The organism is Micromonospora sp. NPDC047134 (assembly GCF_040643455.1).
Classification (GTDB): Bacteria; Actinomycetota; Actinomycetes; order Mycobacteriales; family Micromonosporaceae; genus Micromonospora.
The window spans coordinates 21,666-38,572 of the sequence record NZ_JBEYUI010000003.1; the positions used below are offsets into that span (position 1 = coordinate 21,666).

Annotated in this window: 17 protein-coding genes; 2 read left to right on the forward strand and 15 right to left on the reverse strand. The window is 71.0% G+C overall.

The genetic code is table 11. The annotated features are described in order from the left end of the window. Positions 1-161: 161 nt before the first annotated feature. The 15 genes from ABZ795_RS05200 to ABZ795_RS05270 form a co-directional block, all read right to left on the reverse strand. The gene (locus ABZ795_RS05200; protein WP_357529056.1) at positions 162-1,793 is read right to left on the reverse strand and encodes a VWA domain-containing protein; all 1,632 of its coding nucleotides are present in this window, start codon (positions 1,791-1,793) and stop codon (positions 162-164) included. A gap of 32 nt (positions 1,794-1,825) precedes the next feature. Beyond that, the gene (locus tag ABZ795_RS05205) at positions 1,826-2,998 is read right to left on the reverse strand and encodes an AAA family ATPase (RefSeq protein WP_357529058.1); all 1,173 of its coding nucleotides are present in this window, start codon (positions 2,996-2,998) and stop codon (positions 1,826-1,828) included. Positions 2,999-3,345: 347 nt separating this feature from the next. Continuing rightward, the gene (locus ABZ795_RS05210) at positions 3,346-3,828 is read right to left on the reverse strand and encodes a hypothetical protein (RefSeq protein ID WP_357529060.1); all 483 of its coding nucleotides are present in this window, start codon (positions 3,826-3,828) and stop codon (positions 3,346-3,348) included. 74 nt (positions 3,829-3,902) lie between these two features. Then, positions 3,903-4,985, reverse strand: coding sequence for a DUF4314 domain-containing protein (locus ABZ795_RS05215; protein WP_357529062.1), 1,083 nt, complete (start codon positions 4,983-4,985; stop codon positions 3,903-3,905). A 70-nt stretch (positions 4,986-5,055) separates the two neighbouring features. Further along, positions 5,056-5,703, reverse strand: coding sequence for a hypothetical protein (locus tag ABZ795_RS05220; RefSeq protein WP_357529064.1), 648 nt, complete (start codon positions 5,701-5,703; stop codon positions 5,056-5,058). A 122-nt stretch (positions 5,704-5,825) separates the two neighbouring features. Next, positions 5,826-6,896: a peptidoglycan DD-metalloendopeptidase family protein gene (locus ABZ795_RS05225; RefSeq protein WP_357529066.1), complete on the reverse strand. Its 1,071-nt coding sequence runs from the start codon at positions 6,894-6,896 to the stop codon at positions 5,826-5,828. Between the two features lie 105 nt (positions 6,897-7,001). After that, positions 7,002-8,039, reverse strand: a complete 1,038-nt coding sequence (locus tag ABZ795_RS05230) for a hypothetical protein (protein ID WP_357529068.1) — start codon at positions 8,037-8,039, stop codon at positions 7,002-7,004. 24 nt (positions 8,040-8,063) lie between these two features. Continuing rightward, complete coding sequence (locus tag ABZ795_RS05235; RefSeq protein WP_357529070.1) at positions 8,064-8,546, reverse strand: hypothetical protein; 483 nt, start codon at positions 8,544-8,546, stop codon at positions 8,064-8,066. 246 nt (positions 8,547-8,792) lie between these two features. Beyond that, a complete protein-coding gene (locus ABZ795_RS05240; RefSeq protein WP_357529072.1) occupies positions 8,793-9,443 on the reverse strand; it encodes a GGDEF domain-containing protein in 651 nt (216 codons plus the stop codon). A gap of 99 nt (positions 9,444-9,542) precedes the next feature. Beyond that, positions 9,543-10,463, reverse strand: coding sequence for a MarR family winged helix-turn-helix transcriptional regulator (locus ABZ795_RS05245; protein ID WP_357529074.1), 921 nt, complete (start codon positions 10,461-10,463; stop codon positions 9,543-9,545). Positions 10,464-10,621: 158 nt separating this feature from the next. Further along, the gene (locus ABZ795_RS05250; protein ID WP_357529076.1) at positions 10,622-10,975 is read right to left on the reverse strand and encodes an Lsr2 family protein; all 354 of its coding nucleotides are present in this window, start codon (positions 10,973-10,975) and stop codon (positions 10,622-10,624) included. 31 nt (positions 10,976-11,006) lie between these two features. Next, positions 11,007-12,149: an FAD-dependent monooxygenase gene (locus ABZ795_RS05255; RefSeq protein WP_357529078.1), complete on the reverse strand. Its 1,143-nt coding sequence runs from the start codon at positions 12,147-12,149 to the stop codon at positions 11,007-11,009. A gap of 357 nt (positions 12,150-12,506) precedes the next feature. Next, positions 12,507-13,328, reverse strand: coding sequence for a hypothetical protein (locus tag ABZ795_RS05260; protein WP_327023035.1), 822 nt, complete (start codon positions 13,326-13,328; stop codon positions 12,507-12,509). A gap of 93 nt (positions 13,329-13,421) precedes the next feature. Next, positions 13,422-13,844 carry a hypothetical protein gene (locus tag ABZ795_RS05265; protein ID WP_327023036.1) on the reverse strand — a complete coding sequence of 141 codons (423 nt, stop codon included), beginning with the start codon at positions 13,842-13,844 and terminating at the stop codon, positions 13,422-13,424. 169 nt (positions 13,845-14,013) lie between these two features. Beyond that, positions 14,014-14,730 (reverse strand): hypothetical protein, encoded by a 717-nt coding sequence (locus ABZ795_RS05270; RefSeq protein ID WP_327023037.1) that lies wholly within the window; start codon positions 14,728-14,730, stop codon positions 14,014-14,016. A 722-nt stretch (positions 14,731-15,452) separates the two neighbouring features. On the opposite strand from ABZ795_RS05270, the gene ABZ795_RS05275 reads away from it, so the two are divergent. After that, positions 15,453-16,364: a hypothetical protein gene (locus tag ABZ795_RS05275; protein WP_327023038.1), complete on the forward strand. Its 912-nt coding sequence runs from the start codon at positions 15,453-15,455 to the stop codon at positions 16,362-16,364. An 11-nt stretch (positions 16,365-16,375) separates the two neighbouring features. Further along, on the forward strand, positions 16,376-16,813 hold the full coding sequence (locus ABZ795_RS05280; protein ID WP_327023039.1) for a hypothetical protein: 438 nt from the start codon (positions 16,376-16,378) through the stop codon (positions 16,811-16,813). Positions 16,814-16,907: the final 94 nt, after the last annotated feature.

Here is a 16,907-nt window from a genome sequence, read left to right on the forward strand (position 1 = left end):
GGCTGCGGCCTTGGAGTACGCAGACAGTGGCCGGGCGGCAAGCCCGTGATTTCCTGGGTTTGCGTCCGTCGTGTTCGCCGTCTGTGTGGCGCTGCCGGCCCGCTCGCCTGCGGTGCGGGGCGGGGCTGGTTTGCCGCCGGCGGGGTCTGGTGCGGTCGGGTCTAGGCCTGTTCGAGGGCTGTGGCGGCGGCGTCGGTGATCGCGGTGATGGCGTGGACCGGGTCGGTGACGGTGAGGGTGGTGGTGTGGGTGAAGGTGTGTCCCCATCTCTGGTCGGGTTCGGTGGGCTGGCCTGGGGTGGGTGGGTCGGCGGGGTGTAGCCAGAGCACGGCGCAGCCGGCGCGGTGCAGGGTGGTGACGAGGCGTTGTCCGGCGGGGATGTCGTCGAGGTAGCCGTCGGAGACGACGGCGAGCATCCGCAGGGTGCGGCCGTGGCGCAGGTCGAGGAGTTGGTCGGCGACCTTGACCGCTTCGGGGAAGGTGGCGGTGGCGACGTCGGTGCGCATGTGTAGCACCTGTGTCGGTGAGGTGCGTGGGGGTACGAGGATGGTGGTGCGGTCGCCGAATCCGATGGTGGTGGTCGCCGCGTGGGCGCGGCGGGCGGCGTGGGCGAAGATCCATGCCGCGGAGGACATCGGTTCGGTGTAGCGGCCCATGGATCCGGACAGGTCGACCAGGATCGCCAGGTGTAGGCGGGGTTTCTCGGGTGGTAGGTGGGTGCGTTGTTGCCAGGGGGCGGCGGTGGGCAGTTGCCCGGCGGCGGTTTGTGCGTCGGCGGTGATGGCGTGGCGGGTGCGTAGCCGTCCGGGTGGGATCGTCGACGGTCGCCGGCCGGGTTCGGGGTGGCGGGTGCGGGCCTGTTGTAGCCGTTGGGCGAGGTCGCGGGCGGCGTGACGTTCCTGTTCGGTCGGGTCCCGGCGTGCCCACTCTGATGGTGGGCTGTGCCGGTGGGCCAGCTGTGATGCGGTGTACTCGGTCGGGGTGAGGCCGGAGGCTGCGGCGAGGTAGTCGACGAGGGCGGCGGCGAGGCGGCCGGGGAACTGTCCGGCGTCGGGTACGGGGGTGGCGTGCTGGTGGTCGGGGTCGATGCCGAGGATGTGGCACCACCGCCGGGCGAGGGTGATCATGGTGTCGGCGTCGGTGTCGTCGCAGGTGTGGGCCTCGCGCCAGATGTCGCGCAGGTGCCGCAGTCGTTTGCGTCCGAGGAGGCCGGTGACCGCGGCGCGGACCGGGCGGACGTCTTTGCTGGTGACGATGCGGGCGTCGACGCGGGCCAGCAGCAGGGCGGCGAGTTGTCCGGCGTGCCAGGGGTCGTCGACGGCTGCGCCGTCGGGGTCGAGGAGCGTTTTCACGACGTGGCGTAGCCAGCGGCGGTCGCCGCGGCGGCGGGTGCGTTGGCGGCCTTCGGCCCGGGATTCCTCGAGCATGGCGGCGACGTCGGCGAGGATGGGCGGGGTGCCGGGTGGGGTGGTCCAGCGGCTGTGTGCGGCGTGGGCGGCGCCGTGCACGAGCAGCCCGTAGCCGGTGGGTACGAGGCGCTTGTGGCGGGCTTTGGTCGGGTCGGTGATGTCGGGGCGCTCGGCGATGTAGGTGGCGTCGACTTCGATGCGGTTGAGGTCGGGGTAGAAGCATTCGGGTGCGTCCCCGGCGGCGCCGGGGGCGACGAGGACGGTGAGATCGGTGCGGCCGGTCAGCAGCGGCACATGTTGGGTCCAGGCCTGTGACCAGGCCTGCCAGTCGTTGGTGCCGGGTCGTGTCGGTGGGGTGCCGGGGCGCAGATGGGTGTGTGACATGTGGGTGCTCCTTCCAGATTGGGTGGGTGGGGTCAGCGTTTGCCGAGGGCGAGTGCGGTGGTGGGGGTGCCGGTGTGTCGGGATAGGGCGGCGGTGACGTCGTCGCGGGCGTCTTCGGGGGCGATGCCGGCGAGGTTGGCCAGGGCGGCGGCCATGCCCAGTTGGTCGCGGACGGTGACGAAGCCGAGGAGTTCGCGTAGCTGTGGTGCCCACATGGTTTTGCCGGCGGTCAGATCGGCGTTGAGGTCGATCGCCGCGTCGACGACCGGTTTGGGGACGCCAAGGGCGCGGGCGAGGTCCCAGTCGGTGGTGACGTGCAGGTGGACGGTGAACCGGGAGGCCAGGGCCTCGGTGAGGACCGCGCCGTGTACGCCGGGGTTGTGGCCGGCGACGATGTAGAACCCGTCGACGGCCTGCACGGTTTCGTTGCCGTTGGCGGGGATGGTGATGACGCCGCGGCCGTCCATGGCCGGGTACAGCACGGCCAGGACGCGGGGCGGGATGAGGGTGGCGTCGTCGACCAGCAGTACCCGGCCTTCGCGCATGGCGGTGACGAGGGGTCCGTGGATGAACTCGTAGCCGCCGCCGGGGATCGGGTTGTAGGAGCCGAGGAAGTCGTCGACGACGGTGTCGCCGGTGCCGGCGACGGTGAGCAGGTCGGGGAACGCGGCTTCGACCATGGCGGTCTTGCCGGTGCCCGGTGGCCCGTACAGCAGTACGGGCACCCGCTGGGTACGCAGTCGCTGTAGTTCCTCGACGTCCCAGCCTTTGCCGAGCCGCCGCGGGTGGTACAGGGTGCCGTTCGGTCGGGGTACGGGTGCGGGCCGGGACCGGCGGCCACCACCGCTGCCGGTGGGGCGGGTGCGGGGTGCGGCGGGTGGCAGGGTGCCGGCGGCGTCGATGCCGGCCTGGGTGATCTGGAAGCGGTGGTGCGGGTCGCGGTGGTGGGTGGCGTGCCCGGCGGCGGCCATCTTCTTCAGTGCCTCGAACACGGCGCCGGTGGACGGTGCGCTGATCGCCCGGGTGATCTCGCCGACCTTAAGGATGGTGTCGGGGTGGTCGGCCAGGTGTAGGGCGACCTTGCGGTAGAGGTAGCCGGACCGGCCGGAGGTGGCCTCAGTGGTGGGTGTGCCGCCGGTGCCGGCCGCGGCCGGGTCGGTGCGGGGTGGGCCGTTCGGTGGGGTCGGCGGGTGTGGTGTGGTCATGTGGTTGCCTCGATCTCGGTCGGGCCCGCGCACCCGTCTCCGGGTGCGCGGGCGGCGGGTTACCGCACTGCGGAGACGGATGCGGTCAGCACCTGCCGGCCGGTTCGGGCCGGGCAGGTGGGCGACCACACCGCGTTGGTGCTGAAGGGTTACGGCGACGCGGAGGTACGCCGCCGGTGCGTGCTGCCGGGGGGCGGCCTTGCGCGGGCGTGTCGGCGCCGACGATGCAACGCCCCCGAGCCTGATCGATCAAGTCGAATGGATGTGCGGGTTGTGGGATTGCTGGGGTGCCGGCTGACCATGTGCGCATCGAGGGCCGGGAGTGGTGCCGGGTGGCCCGGTTGCGGTCAGTCGGCGCAGCCTCGTCGGCAGCCCTGCGGGTCGCACTGTTGCCCGTCGGCCATCCGGGCCAGGGCCCGCTGGTCGTCGCTGTCGAGGTCGTCGAGGAACGGCCAGCCGAAGCCGTCGGCGAACGCCTTGACCGCGGGTGCTCCATACATCGGGTAGCTGGTGTGGTCCATCGCCCGCACGATGTCGTCGCGGCCGAGCAGCCAGGCGAGTTCGCCGAGCTTGTCCACTGACCGGCTCGCCGAGTTGCCCCGGTGGTCGATGATCTTTCCGATGGCGAATCGCAGGTAGTCCCGGGCGTAGGTCTCATGGTCGACCCGTGGGGTCCACTCGCCTGGGGTGCCGGGGCCGAGGAGCTGGCGGGCGTGGTCGAGATCGAGTGCCTCCACGAGCACCTCCTCCCGGAAGCCGAAGATGTCCCGGCGGTGGGCGCGCAGCGCCCGGACTCGGGTGACGATCTCCTCTTGGGTGCGTGCAGTCACTATCTGGTTCCTTCCTTGTCGGTGTCGCATGTCTGCGGTGGTTCTGCCGGTCCGGCCTGGGTCGGTTCTGCGCTCTACGCCTGGTCGGGTAGGTCGCCGATGATCTGGTCGCAGGCGTAGGGGTCGACGGCCTCCCAGCACCAGCTGCGGCCCATCACCACGTATCGGCCGTCGCTGTCCGGGGTGATGTGGTCGATGGCTTGCGGATCGTCGGAGGTGGCGCGCTGGTCGGCGACGATGACGTCGTCGTCGAAGGACAGGTCGGCCAGGGCGGCGTCGACCCGCCGGTCCAGGTCGTTCTCCGGTACGCCCTCGTCGCGCAGGCGGTGGCGGTACTGGTCGCGGTGGTGCTGTTGGTCGGCGACGATCGCCTCGGCCACTTCGCGGGTGCAGGAGAACACCGCCCACCCGTTCCAGCGGTCGATCAGGGTGCCGACGAACCCGACCGCGAAGCGGTCGGGTTCGGTGTCGGTGTTGTGCGCCCAGTGGCCGGAGAACACACCGACGTCGCCGATACGGATCCGGTCGGGGTGCAGGTGGGACACGTCGCGGCCGGTGGGGCTGGCCGCGAGGTGACACAGTTCGGTGACGCGGTCGACGGCGGCGGTGTCGAAGGCGTCGCGGTAGACGGTCATCGCCTCGTCGCGTTGCGGGATACGCAGCCCGAACCAGCCGGAGACATCGCCGGTGGCGTCGGCGAACAGCTGCCATCCGCTGGTGTCGACCGCATCCCCGGCCGCCGCCGGTTGGGGCAGGGTGTCGAGGACTGCGGGGTCACCGTCGTCGATGCCGGTGAGGATCCTGCGCGCGGCCAGGCGGGTGTCGCCGCTCGCGCGGGCGCCGATGGTGTTCTGCGCCCACCAGTCGGCGGCGGTGCGGCCGGCCTCGGTGCCAGCGGCGCGGATCCGCCACAGCGTGGCGGCCCATTCGGCGGCGTCGTCTACCGGGTCCCCCTTCGACGCTGTGGTGGTGAGGGGTTCGATGCGGTCGCCGTCGTCGAGGCACATCGACAGGGTGGAGCCGCTGTCCCAGGTGACGTCGACGGTGTGGTGCTGCTGGTCGTGGCGGCGGACGGTGCCGGTGTCGCCGGGCCGCAGCAGGGTGTGCGGGTCGCTGGTGTGGACCAGGGCGACGCGCTGGCCGGGCTGATAGATCAAGAGGTTCTCCGATCAGTGGATGGGCAGGCCGCCGCCGGTCGACGGCGACGGCCTCCCGGGATGGGCGGTTTCATTGGGTGCCGTCCGTCGTGGGGTTGTGCGGCGGCCAGGGTTTGCGGGTGACGTGGTCGCCGAACATCGGGTCGGTGACGACCGAGGAGCCGCAGCGGGTGCAGCTGATGGAGGTGTCGTGGCCGTAGCCGGCCATGGACGGCACCTCGATGTGGTCGATCTCGTCGACCGCGCCGCACACGGTGCACACCGTCATCTCCGGGCCGCCCTCGTCGGCGGCGGTGATGAACAGGTCCTCGACGGGGTCGAGGTGATGGGCGCTGTGCCGCAGCCAGTGGCCGTGGATGCTCGCCTCGTACACCACCAGCCGCCGCTGGTCGATGTGCAGCAGATACAGCCACTCCAGGGCCCCGTCGATGTCCTCCCGCAGGAAGCCCTGCCGGATCGTGCCGGTGTCGGCCGGGTAGCCCAGTCCCGCTACGGGCGGCTGCCGGTCCCAACGGCGGGGCTTCGGGTTGATGGCGAGGGTCCACCAGTTGTGGGCCAGCAGCGCGGCGGCCATGGCGTTGGTGTCGCGGCCGAACGTGTCGGTCCAGATCCGGCGCAGCAGCGGCACCAGTCTCTCCGGCTCCTCACCGAACTGCAGGTAGCGGGCGGTGTACCTGCCGCGCGACGCGGCGACACCGATCAGCGTGGGTGTACTCACGTGCCTTCTCCTTCTCTCAGGGATCAGTGGGATGAGGGGTCGCGGCAGGTCGTCCCCCAGCGGGGACGACCTGCCGGGCTGGGTGTGGATGGCGCGGCAGCCGCCGGTGTCGGTGCTCGGGGCTACCGGTTCAGGGGTGCGCCGACGGAGGCCATGAACGCGACCGGGTCGACCGCCGTGCGGGATGTGTGGTCACCGAGGTGCACTTCGAAGTGCAGGTGCGGGCCGGATGAGTGGCCTGAGCTGCCGGCCACGCCGATGACGTGGCCCGCCGTCACCTGCTGGCCCTCGATGACGGAGGGGCGGGTGAGCAGGTGGCAGTAGCGGGTGAGCACCCCGTCGGGGTGGGTGATGTCGACGTACCAGCCGCAGCCGCGGGTCAGCTCGGGGTGGCCGTCGCGGTCGCAGCCCCAGTCCCGGCCGGTGCGCACGTCGACGGCGTTACAGCGCACGACGGTGACGGTGCCGGCGGACGCGGCGTGGATCGGGGTGCCCTTCGCCACGATCAGGTCGACACCGTCGTGGCCGGGTCGGCTCGCGGTGCGGAAACCGGAGCCGACGGCCGCGTGCACCGGCTGCGTCCAGCCGTGGATGCTGACGGTCAGCTGGCAGGCGGTCAGGTCGGCGCGGACCCTGGTCAGGGCGGCGACGATGCGGGTGGCGTCGGGTTCCCAGCGGGCGTAGGCGTCCGGATAGGCCGACCGCTGCACCCGTTGGGCGGCCTCGGTCAGCGGCATCGCCTGCCAGCCGTCAACGGCCTGCAGGCTTTGGTAGAACGCTGTCGCCGCGTACTGCGGGTCGAGGAGTTGTTCAGGCGTGCCCCAGCCCTGGGAGGGGCGCTGTTGGAACAGGCCGACCGAGTCGCGGTCCCCGCCCGGCGTGTTGAGCAGGGAGGACTCCTGCATCGCGGTGGCCACGGCGATGACCCAGCCCCGTGGCGGGACGCCGAGACGGATGCCGACGGCGGTGATGGTGGCGGCGTTGCCCACCTGCTCGGCGTTCCAGTCACCGATCGGCCCGACACTGGTCGGGGCGGTGCTGCGGGCGGTCGGCGAGGTGGTGGGCGCGGCACCGGTGGTCGGGCCGCAGGCGGCGGCCCGGTCGGCGAGCATCAGGGTGGGGACCAGTCCGGAGCACAGCAGCAGGACACCGGCGACCGCGACAGCGATCCCGGACAGCGCGCGGATGGACATGGGTCGCTCCTCGAAGGCAGGCAGGCAGGCGGGCAGGGCCGGGAACCGGTGAAGGCCACGCGGGGCCTGGAGGCGTCACGCGTGGCCTTCGGACGGTGGGTGGAATCAGCGGGCGAGGACGGCGACCTTCTCGCCGTGCAGTAGGGGCGCCCCGTCGGGGCCCTTGATGTGGGCGTTGATCCAGATCCGGTACGGGTTGCCGGCACGGTCGATCAGCCGTCGCCAGTGACCGCGTACGACGAACCGCACCCGGTAGTGCCACTTGGGTTCCCCGTCGGCGGGTTCGGCGAGTGGGCTGGTGCGGCGCAGCATGACCACGCGGGTGTCGTGGCGGATGCTGGCGCGCACGGCGCGGCGGCGGGCGGCCCGGTCCAGGGGTGCGGCGGCGACGGTGGCCAGGGGTTGGGCCTGGATGCGCCAGAAGGCGTAGGCGACGGCGGCGCAGGCGCGCATCGCGGTGGTGGTCTCGTCGATGCCGAACCGGCCGTCGGGTGCCGGTTCCCAGTCGCGGTCGTCGCCGTCGAGGACCGGCAGGTCGGGGCGGGGGTCGACGGGCTGGCCGATCGGGATCTCGGTGAAGTCAGTCAGCACGTAGGGGCCGAACTGCCGGGCGAGGTCAGGTCGGGCGGCGAGTTGCTCGCGGCGGCGGATGGCGGATGGGTCGTGCGGGTCGTGGTGGTCGGCCCAGCCGCCGATGGCCCAGGCCGACCGCCCGCTGCCGGTGCTGGTGGTGCGGGCCCAGGTGACCGCTCCGATCGAGGACACCTCACCGCTGTGGCTGCGGTGGTAGATCGGTTCGGGTAGGAACAGCACCCCGCCGTCGGTGGGGGCGACGTCGGCGGGGAGCACCTCGCCGGTCAGGTCGAGGGCCGCCGCGGCGGCGGCGATGATCGCCGTCATCGCGGGGGCGATGACGTACGGTTCGCCGGATCGCCACGGGTTGGCGGTGATGGCCCGAGCCGCGTCGAGGACCTTCGCCATACCCGCCGGGCTGGGGCTGGGATGGTCGGCGAGCCGGCCGCCGAAGAACGCCTGCAGGTACTGGGCCGCGAGCGGACCGCGATGGTAGTCGACCATGCGGGTCCGCAGGTCGACGGCGGTGCGGGCGTAGCCGGCGAGTGTGTCGTTCGGTAGGAAGTTCACTGTCTGCCTCCAGGGTTCGCGGGTTCAGGCGGCCAGCGCCGCCACGGGTGGACGCCGGTGCCCCCGGGACTCCGGTGGCACCGCGTCGGCTATGGGCGCGGCTGGTGTCAGGGGTGCGGGCGGGTGGGTGGGGGTGAACCAGCCGGTGAAGCGGCCGGACGGGGCGGGCACGGAGGGCGCGGGTACAGGGGCGCGTCCGCGTACGGCCCCGACCGGGCGCGGCCGGGATGCGCCAAAGGTGGCGGGGGTGCGGCGGGCGTGTCGGTGCGCGCGGTGGGCGGTGCGCAGCGCCCAGCAGGGGCCTTGCTGCCCGCGGCACTGCAGGTTCGTGCAGGCGCCGTCGGGTCCGGGCTGGTGGGCGGCGGCGACATCGACCGCGAGGGTCCACAGGAGCCGGTCAGTGACGTCGTCCGGCACGGGAGTGCGGTCGCTGGGCCGCCGGCTGCGGCGGTCGGGATATGGGTTGGGTGCCACGGGTTGGCCCTTCGGTCGGCGGATCGCGGGCATGCGCGGTCGCCGTCCGACCCACGTTGGGCCAGGGATGCTGGTGCCCCTGGCAGCCCGGCGGACGACGACCAGCAGTGATCGACGCTCATCTCTCGGCCAAGGTCAAGTCGTGCCGGGTGGGCGGGGTTCGACGACCGCCGAGGATGTGGACAGACGAGGTCGGGTAGGCGGGGTGAGGCACGGTGAGGACCTCGCGCCGGACGATCGGCGCGAGGTCCTCCGGGTACTCCCCGTGCGGGTGCCGGATCAGCGGTGACGGCGAAGGTCCCGCAGGCGGGTACCCGGCGGCAGCCCGGTGTGGGCGGTGGTCGTCGTGGTTCCGTAGACGCCCGCTCCGGACTGTTTGGCCTGGTACATGGCCATGTCAGCGTGCTGGAGCAGGGTACGGGGGCTGACGCCGAGGGCGGCGGTGGTGTGCCCGACGCTGGCCCGCACGGCCACGGTGTGCGCGCCGAGGTCGACCGGGTGGCGACCGACCGTCCGCCAGGCGGCGCGGGCGGCGGCGGCGACCTCGTCGGGGCCGCCGTCGACCAGGAGGGCGAACTCGTCGCCGGACAGCCGTGCGGCCAGCCGCACCGGCCCGGGCAGGGCGGCGAGTCGTCGGCCGATGTCGGTGAGCACGTCGTTGCCGGCCTCGTGGCCGAAGGTGTCGTTGATGGCTTTGAAGCCGTCGAGGTCGATCAGGACGAGCCCGAACGGCGTCCCGCGCTGGGCGGCGCGGCCGGCGGCGGCGAGCAGTGCCCGCCGGTTGGGGAGGCCGGTGGTGTCGTCGTGGTCGGCGGCGTGGCGGGCACGGGTCAGGGCCTGCTGCTGGTGCCACAGCAGCCCTGCGGCGAGGGCGAGACCCGCGAGGACCCCGCCGACGGCAGTGACGAGCGAGGACAGGATGGGAGACACTCGGGTAGCTCCTTGTCTGTGAAGGAGCACCGGGGGCGGGCGTGGTACCGGCAAAGTTCGACGCCCGCCCACGGGCTACCGGCTGGGGCGAGGGTCGTTTCAGGTGGTGGGGCCGGTCAGGGCGAACGTGGCGGGCTTCTCGGCGACCATGACCGCACGTCCGGTCCCGACGAGTTTCACCGCGGCGTTGTGGACCGCACCGGCGCTGGCCTTCTTCGCGTCGGTTCCCTCGTTGGCCCGGTCGATCAGCCTGCACAGTTCGCTGACCTTGTACTGCTTGCCGGGGTTGGCCTCGAGGATGTCGAGGATCGCGCCGCGCAGCGTGCCCGACGCCCGACGGGCGCCAGCCAGCCCGCCCGCCACCAGACCAGCGGAGGCGGAGGATGTTCCCTCAGCGGTGGGATCGCCCGTTGTGTCATCGGTGGGGTCGTCGGCAGGCGTGTCGGCGGGTTCGTCCGCTGTGGGTGCCCCGGCGGGCGGGTCGGTGTGGTCAGCCGCAGCCGGCACCTCGGGTTCGGCGCGTGGGCGGCTGTCGTCGGTGGTCTCGGGCAGGGTGGCCTCGTCGGGTGCCGTCTCGACATCACCGGCACCCGGTGATTCCGACTCCGAGGCGGTGACCGGCGGATCGGTGGGGTCCGCTACGGCTTGCCGCTGGTCATGGTCCTGCCCGGTGTTCTCCGTGTCGTCGCCGTGCGTCCCTTGTGGTGCGTCTGCGACGACATTAGGCGCGTCTTGTCCTTCGGGCTGGCTGTGGTCGTCGGCCTGTTCTACCTGGGCGCGGCCGGTGTCGGTCAGTCGCCACAGGCTGCGGCCGCTGTCGCTGCGGGTGGGCTCGGCCAGCCCGGCGGTCTCCAGGCTGCGGAGTTTCGGGGTGGTGGTCGAGTAGCCGAGGCCGGCTTCGGTGGCGATGGCGGCGGCGGTGGCCTCGCCGAGCCGGTGCAGCGCGGCGAGGACCTTCGCGACACTGGGTGCCGGTGTTTCGGCCGTACCGGTGGTCTTGTCGGTGGGTGTGCTGGTCATGGGCGGGTTGGCCCCCTTTCTCCTTGCCGCTGGGCAGGGATCGGTGAGTGAGGCGCGTGCGCTGATGCACGCTTCGAATCGGGGTGATGGTCAAGTCGTCCGCCCGGAGTACGGGACTGTGGCGCGCACCGGCGGGCGCATTCGCGGCGTGGTTGGTGTCAGTGGGCGGCGTGGTAGGCGTCGCGTACCGCGGCGGGGATGCTGCCGCCGGTCCGTGGTTGGGGCAGGTTGCGCTCCTGCCAGTTCGTGGTCCACCACCAGGTCCGGATCTCCTGCGTGTGGGTACGCCCGGCGGCGCTGCCCGACTGGCGTCGCCGGGCGGTCTTGGGCTGTTTGGGCAGGCGGCGTCCGGCCGTGATGAACGGGCCGAAGGCCGCCGCCATCCGGTCGAAGTTGCCAGCGGACAGGTCGATTTCGTAGGTGACGCCGTTGAAGGCGAACTGGTAGGTGCCGACGTCGTCGGTGGAGCCGTCGAGGTCGTCGACGAGGACTGCGGTCGTCCTGGTAGCCACGCGAGGTCTCCCTTCCTGGTTGTGGGGTGGGTTATCGGATGCCGAGGCCGAGACGGTGGCCGATTTCGGGCCCGCGGTACACGGCGGCGACGGCGGCGGGCAGGTGCCGGCGTTGCCACCCGTGCAGGGCGGCGGTGAGGTCCGCCCGGTACTTGCGGTGCTGGGTGAGAGCGGCGACGAGGCCCGCGGCCTGTTCGATGCCGTTGTTGGCGCCGCGGGCGGTGTGTGGGCGGACAGGAGCGAGGGCGTCGCCGAGCAGGACGGCGTGGCCGCTGCCGACCGGCCACACCATGCGCTCCGGTGGGGTGATGTCGAGGACCGGCACGGCCATCCGGGTGCTGGTGGCGTGGACGATCGCGGCGTGTTCGGCCGGCAGCAGCAGGTCGGCGTGGATGTCGACGTGGGTGCGGGCGGCGGCGCTGACGTGCCGGGGCAGGGCGAAGACCCGGCGGGTGGGGTCGGCGCCGAACCGCTGCGCGTACTCGGCGTTCGTGCAGCCGAGGTAGAAGGTCCAGTCACAGCCCCCGGGTACCGGGGCGAGGTTGAACTGCGCACCGGGGCAGGGCTGCAGCCGCAGGAAGTCCCGCAGACCCGACGGTGGGGTGACCTCGGCGATGCCGCGGTGAGCGACGTAGCCGGCGTACCGCAGGGTTCGGTCGGGGTCGAGGAGCCGGCGGCCGGTGGAGGACCTACCGTCGGCGAACACGACCAGGTCGGCGGGTTCGGTGTGGCCGTCGCTGAACCGCAACACCGGCTGACCGGCCTGCCCGGTCAGGGCGGTGACCCTCATGCCGGTGTGCAGGACACCGGCCGGTAGGCGGCGGGTCAGCGCGTGGTGCAGCAGCGACCAGGTGGTGTTGCGGCCCGGGTAGGTACGTCGAATGACCTCGGCCGGGTGGCGGTCCCGGATGGTCATCTGGACGACGGCCTCGGAGTCGTGGGCGACGAACTCGTGCTGGGCGATGCCGAGGCGGTCGAGCACGTCGAGGGCGCAGTGTTCCAGGCCGATGAGACCGCCGCCCCGGGGCGCGGACTGCGGTGCGGCCTCGAAGACGGTGACGTCGTCGAATCCGGCGTGCAGCAACAGCAGCGCGGTGAGCGGGCCGGTGATGCTGCCGCCGACGACGGCGATGCGCAGCTGGCGGCCGGAGGCCGGCCTGGGGATGGGTGTCATGAGGGGTTCCCTCCTGAATGGCAGGAACCCGGGCACGGCCGTGCCCGGGTGTGCGCGAGTGCGCGGATGGCCGGGCATCGGCCAGGTCGTGCCAGTGACAAGCGGCTCAGGGGCTTAGCGGCGCGACGTTGACGCGCCGATCAGCCGCCGGCAGCGGGTGTGTCGGGTGGAGGGAGGTTTCGGATGAACAGCGGGGTGACGATCTCGGCGACCGCTTCGCTCTGCTCGGCGTCGCTGTCGTTCTCAGCCCTGGATCCGCAGAACGGAGCGTCGAGGTGGTGCGCCCGGTCGAATCGTGGCTGCCGTGACCGCCTTGCTGGCCGGCTCCTCGACGGTCACTGGACGCTGTTCTTTGGGCTAGTGGCGCGGGGTGGTCGTCTCGGCCGTGACCAGGGTCCAGGGCCACTGGTAGGCGCCGATGGCGTAGCAGCGGTTGGCGTCGGGTACAACCCGGTCGTGCGCGACCCACCGGCCACCCAGACCGTCGTGCTCCCACTCGATGACGACCTCGTCACCGTCGAACCGCAGCCGGGGATGTTCGCCGGGCATGCCGCCGGGATGCAGGCTGTCGAGGTGGGCGGCCATCCGCTGCACCGCGAACAGCGGAAACCGGCACAGCAGGCCGGCCCGGCCGAGCGTGGTGTAGCCGAGGGCGACCATGGCCCGGTAGGCGCCGCCGCCAACAACGTCGCAGGTGACGGCCGCCGGGGTCCAGGTAGCCAACGGTGGGCTGATGTCGCCGCGATCGCGGGAGATCCGGTAACGGTTGTCGGTGGCGTCGCTGGTCGGGTCCGGGAGCAGACCGAACCAGTGCATCCGGTGACGGCGCGCGAAGCGGAGCAGATCGAGCAGATCGCGACGGCCGTCGAGGAACGTGGTGTGCAGGGGCAGGAATCCGTGCCCGTCGTCGGCGGGGCGCGGGTTACCGGTGGCGCCGGTGGCGGTGTGGGTCCACGTCTCGGCGAGGACCCGGTGCACGGTGCCGTCGGCGTCGTACCAGCGGGGGACCCCGTTGGAGGTCAGCCAGTCGCCGTCGGCGTCGCGGTACCAGATGAGTGCGGCCTGCTCCGGCAGACCGGCCCGGAGCTGCTGCCGGCTCGTGAGGTGGGCGTAGGTGGCGGCGGCATGTTCGGCGAGCGGAAGGACGTCATCGACGCGGAACCACAGCCGGTGAGACACGGTGGAACCTCCGAGAGTGTGGGAAGAGGGAAAGGTCGGCCGTTCGCCCGGCCGGTCGGGCGTCCGCTGCCCCGGCGCGGGGGGCCGGCAGGCTCAGTCGACAGGCGGCGGGCCGGGCGGCGTGGGCACGGTGACGGTCGACAGGCCGACCGTGCCGTCGACGACGGTGATGACCAGGGTCGAGTGGCCGTGGCTGGCGGCGGCACGTAGTTCATCGACGAGCCGAGCGTCGGCCCGGCGCAGTGGAAGGGTGACCAGCAGGTCGTCACCGGTGTGGCCTGGCGGATTGTGGCCGGCGTGCTCGGCGTACACGGCCTGGACAGGGCAGGTCGCCGCCTGTTCCGGGCCCGACGGTGCTGCGGGCAGGCCGTTGCATGTGAGGTAGGCGCTGTCATCGGTGACAAGCAGCAGCACTGGGCCGTCGGATTCGTCGTCGACCGCGGCGGTGTGCGCGGTGGCGGCGTGCTCGGCCAGCTCCAAGACGTCGGTGAGCCGGAACCGGTAGACCGAGATCATGTGGGCGGGATCCCTCCTGCTCGGGGGTGCTCGGGGTGAATGCAGGAGCCGACCGGACGGCAGCGCGCATCCCTCGGGTACAGGGATGGCGGCTGCCGGCCCGATCGCTCGGTGAGGTGTCCCTGCGGAGCGTGAAAGCCCACGGCCGTGGGCTCGTGCCCGGCCAGGGTCAGAGCGCGACTGCGAGTAGTCGCTGGTCGGGGTCGAGGGCGGCGAACAGGCGGTTGGCCTGTTCGAGGTAGGTCACCCGGTCGGCCATGGCGTCGCTGGCCGGGGCCAACGTCGCCCCGTCGATGGTGATCAGTGCGTCGCCCGCGACTGCGGTCAGCGCGCTGTAGTGCTGGTAGGCCATGTATCCGGCCTGGTACATCTCCACCTCGGCGAGGGTGATCTGCCCGGCGCCGTACGTCGCGGCGTTGTGCATCCGGATCGCATTGATGCGGGGCTGGTTGTTGAAGTCCGCCACGGCCTTGTCCCACGGGTACGTGTCCGGGTCTGCCAGGTGGCGGGCCTCGTAGACGTGCCACGGGGTGGCGTTGCGGGTGCCGTGCACGACCCGGCTGAACAGTTGGTGGCGGATACCCGCCCCCATGGCGGCGGCTTGGAGCATGCCGTCGAGATTGAGCAGCCGTACCGGTCCGCCGGCGCAGGAGGCCGGGCGGCCCTTACGCAGGCTGATCATCTGCCGGTGCTGCCACCGGCGCAGAGCCGTGCTGGCCCAGAAACGGGGCGACAGGGTGCCCTGCACACTGAAGTTGCGGTCGAGCTGATGCGCGGTCAGCGCCTCGCGGGGCAACTCTGCCGGAATGCACAGGACCATGGCGCCGATCCTGGCCCTCGGCTTCACAGCTGCAGCGGGGGTGACGTTGCGGGGAGTCTTGCCCATGGGGTCCTCCTTCGAGGTCGGCGCGTCAGGGCGCGCGGAGATGACCGGCCCACCGGGTGCGTGGGGCCGGCTGCGGGGATGGGTGTGGTGCGGCAGGTGGTTGGGTGCGACCTGGGGTCGCCGCGCGGCGCGACGCCGACCGGCCCGTATAGGCGGGTGGGCGGGCGCACCGGTAGGTGCGGCGGTGGTTCCGAGGTGGGGCCGAACCGGGGTGGAGATATATGAGGTGCTGTTAGTGCCGTGAACGGTAGCGACCTGATCTGTCAGGCCGGTCCGACGAGTTGATCGCCGAGTACTGGGGTTGACCTGCGCTGTAAGACATCCCGGACGCTGTGGACAGGCATCGCTAGGCCGCTGTGAGACCCGCACCCCTCACAAATGATCTTGGCGTAACAGCCTATGCCTTCGGGGCGCTCCCCTCAGCGTGCTTGCTCCAGCCGTCGGGGCGTGCGTCATGGGTGCTCAGCCAGCGATATCGCTTCTTTCTCGTCCTCGCTGACGCTCAACTCTCGGTCTACCTACGCTTCGTCGATTGGGTCGAACGAGATGAAGTTGGACGGTTGCCCGCCCGATCGGGTCTTGCACGGGGCGATACCATCCATGGGCAGAACGAACGCGACCCTGCCGCCCTTTGCCTGACCTTGACGGAGGTACCGCCGATGGTCATGCGGCCCGTCCCAGTCGCTCTCGCGGCTACTGGAGTCCTAACTGGTGCGGGCGGGATGGCGGCAGGCGTTTACGGGCATGTCCAGCGCATGCGGGCGGAGACACAGTCGCGCGAACTTTGGGCAGCCTACGAGGATCGCTATAACGCGCACCTTGATGACCACAGACGAACGAACGCGCAGCTGCGGGCTTTCGGCCGAAAGCACGAACAGATACACAACGACGTCGTCCTACGGATGCGCGACATCCTTAAACGCAGCGACATGCACGCAAAAGTCAGCGACTTACTCGTCCTCGACGGCGTCGACTTCTCCACCAGCCTAGAGGTCATGGCGCGGCCGAAGATTGACCCCGACGTCGAAGGTTGGGCCCAGGGCCTCATTCACTCAGCCCAAGCTGGTTACACAGTGTGGGGATTTCTTCATGCGGGTGTAAACCAGATCGCGAACGCCGGCACCGGCACACCCCTCGCGAACCTTCGCGGCATAGCGCAGGAGAACGCACGCAAAGCGGCCCTCGGTGGCGGACCGATCGCTTCAGGCGGCGGCGGAATGGCGCTGGGAGCACTGGTCGAGAAGATCGCCGTGGGCGGGATCGTTTTGGGTGCCTTCGGTGCCACGGCGTATATGCAAGGCGAGAAGGCGATGACTGAAGTCGAGAGGTACCGGGCAGCCTTCGGTGTCGCCATCGCCGACCTCGACGTTCGTGACCGGCTCTTCTACGGAGTGAGGGAACAGGTTCAGGAGAAGGACATCGTTCTCACTCAGCTCGCCGTGCGGGCGTCTAGGGCCCTCGACGCACTCGGGACCGGGCGTCTCGACTCGGCCATTCACGGCGAGCGTTTCGAAACGGCGTGGATGCTGGTCAAGGCGGTGCAGGAGGTAGCCAACGCACCTGTCGCTGACGAAGACGGCACCCTCGACCGGAACACCGGAAGATTGATCTTCAAGTACCGCAAACGCGCGTAAGGGGACACAGCATGGCGGTGCAGAAGGACGTGCTGGAAGGCACCCCGATACGCCCGAAGGCGAAGGATCTGCAGGTCGGTGCGGTAGACGCGCTCAGCGCGCTGAATCTGATCGTCGGTGTTGTCCGCGACGTGGTCCAGAATCACCAGACGGAAAGCACGAGACGCGAGTTCCTACGCACCTACCGCGAGACCGAAGTGGCCCGGATCAAAGCGTCACAGGATGCCTTGCGGGACTACTTTGACCAGGTATACGCAGAGCGGCGCGACATCCATCAGCGGCTGTTCGCCAGCCTTGACCAGGCTTTGGAAGCAGGCGACGTAGGAGCAGTCCAAGCTGTAGTCGGCGGGATCGTCGAAGTGGCACGCACATCACCGCTCGCCGACGTCGGCAACCTCATCGACCTGAAGCGAGCCATGGACGACCCCAGCACCGTGTGGCAGCTGTAGCACAAGGCGCTTCGGGATTGGGCCGGTTGACGCTCAGATCATGCTGGTCTTATCCGGGGCGCGGGAACGCCCCGGGGACGAGGGAACGATCAGC

What these genes read in the sequence shown, in the direction of transcription:
- ABZ795_RS05275 (WP_327023038.1), top strand. Translation starts at nt 15,453, where the DNA reads ATGGCGGCAGGCGTTTACGGGCATGTCCAGCGCATGCGGGCGGAGACA.
- ABZ795_RS05270 (WP_327023037.1), bottom strand. Translation starts at nt 14,730, where the DNA reads ATGGGCAAGACTCCCCGCAACGTCACCCCCGCTGCAGCTGTGAAGCCG.
- ABZ795_RS05265 (WP_327023036.1), bottom strand. Translation starts at nt 13,844, where the DNA reads ATGATCTCGGTCTACCGGTTCCGGCTCACCGACGTCTTGGAGCTGGCC.
- ABZ795_RS05255 (WP_357529078.1), bottom strand. Translation starts at nt 12,149, where the DNA reads ATGACACCCATCCCCAGGCCGGCCTCCGGCCGCCAGCTGCGCATCGCC.
- ABZ795_RS05245 (WP_357529074.1), bottom strand. Translation starts at nt 10,463, where the DNA reads ATGACCAGCACACCCACCGACAAGACCACCGGTACGGCCGAAACACCG.
- ABZ795_RS05280 (WP_327023039.1), top strand. Translation starts at nt 16,376, where the DNA reads ATGGCGGTGCAGAAGGACGTGCTGGAAGGCACCCCGATACGCCCGAAG.
- ABZ795_RS05235 (WP_357529070.1), bottom strand. Translation starts at nt 8,546, where the DNA reads ATGCCCGCGATCCGCCGACCGAAGGGCCAACCCGTGGCACCCAACCCA.
- ABZ795_RS05205 (WP_357529058.1), bottom strand. Translation starts at nt 2,998, where the DNA reads ATGACCACACCACACCCGCCGACCCCACCGAACGGCCCACCCCGCACC.
- ABZ795_RS05200 (WP_357529056.1), bottom strand. Translation starts at nt 1,793, where the DNA reads ATGTCACACACCCATCTGCGCCCCGGCACCCCACCGACACGACCCGGC.
- ABZ795_RS05225 (WP_357529066.1), bottom strand. Translation starts at nt 6,896, where the DNA reads ATGTCCATCCGCGCGCTGTCCGGGATCGCTGTCGCGGTCGCCGGTGTC.